Consider the following 298-nt stretch of genomic DNA (forward strand, 5'->3'; position numbering starts at 1 on the left):
GCGTCGCACGAGGGACATCCGTTCGTATGGGAACGTTGGATCCCCTGGGGACGAATATCAAACTGGGTAAAACAAGCTATTCAGAATTCCTGAGTCAATTAGCCAACCAGTATGCGAGCTGCCTGAAAGGAGATTAATGAGGAAGTGATTACGTGCAACAGATAGCCCGCTCTGTCGCCCTGGCGTTTAATAATTTACCGCGACCACACCGCGTTATGTTGGGGTCGCTCACCGTTCTTACTCTGGCCGTCGCTGTCTGGCGGCCTTATGTTTATCACCGTGATGCCACGCCAATTGT

At 51.7% G+C, this 298-nt stretch carries 1 protein-coding gene; it reads left to right on the forward strand.

What is annotated here, in order from left to right:
- Window positions 1-152 precede the first annotated feature (152 nt).
- Window positions 153-298: OapA N-terminal domain-containing protein (locus EOS_RS49510; protein ID WP_200908776.1), on the forward strand; the 146-nt coding region annotated here is incomplete at its 3' end.

It is taken from the genome of Caballeronia mineralivorans PML1(12), assembly GCF_001028175.1.
GTDB classification, from domain to species: domain Bacteria; phylum Pseudomonadota; class Gammaproteobacteria; order Burkholderiales; family Burkholderiaceae; genus Caballeronia; species Caballeronia mineralivorans.